Origin of the sequence: Foliimonas ilicis (assembly GCF_039939195.1) — a bacterium.
GTDB classification, from domain to species: Bacteria; Pseudomonadota; Alphaproteobacteria; order Rhizobiales; family Rhizobiaceae; genus Foliimonas; species Foliimonas ilicis.
Genome location: NZ_JBDUUH010000030.1, coordinates 1 through 499 on the forward strand (window position 1 = coordinate 1; position 499 = coordinate 499).

A 499-nucleotide genomic window follows, 5' to 3' on the forward strand; every position below is an offset into this window, starting at 1 on the left:
GTCTCCGTCGTCGTTCAGGCAGATGCCGGGCCAGTTGCTGATCCTGGCCTTCCTGCGAATAAACATACTGATAAATCGTCTCATGGCTCAATCTGGCAGAAGAGCCGCTGGCAAGCCTTAGCCGCCCAGAGATCTGTTCTGGTGACCAGCCATCCTTCAGGCGATCGATGACTGCTGCGCACAGGTTCGGGTCGCGCAACAGCTTGCGATACTTACGCCGCCGATCCGCCGCCATAGCATGCGCTGTGACATGCCAGTATCCTTCGGCGATCGGAACGTCACGATCGTGCCAGAAATTGCGCCGCAGTTCCCGGCAGATCGTCGACCGGTCGCGGCGAAGAGTGCGTGCAATCTCAGCCTGACTGATCTTCTTCTCATACATGCGCGCAACGACGCGGCGTTCGTCCAAACTCAACTGCACAAAAGAGCGGGCCATTTCCATCCTCCTGAAATCATGGCCATTATTGTCTTCGTTGCATTTGAAAATGGAATCTGCCCC

1 protein-coding gene is annotated in these 499 nt (G+C 56.3%); it reads right to left on the reverse strand.

Going from position 1 to position 499, the window contains the following annotated elements:
- The coding region (locus ABFT80_RS27970; RefSeq protein WP_455190025.1) for a transposase at nucleotides 1-436 on the reverse strand (436 nt) is incomplete at its 3' end.
- Nucleotides 437-499: the final 63 nt, after the last annotated feature.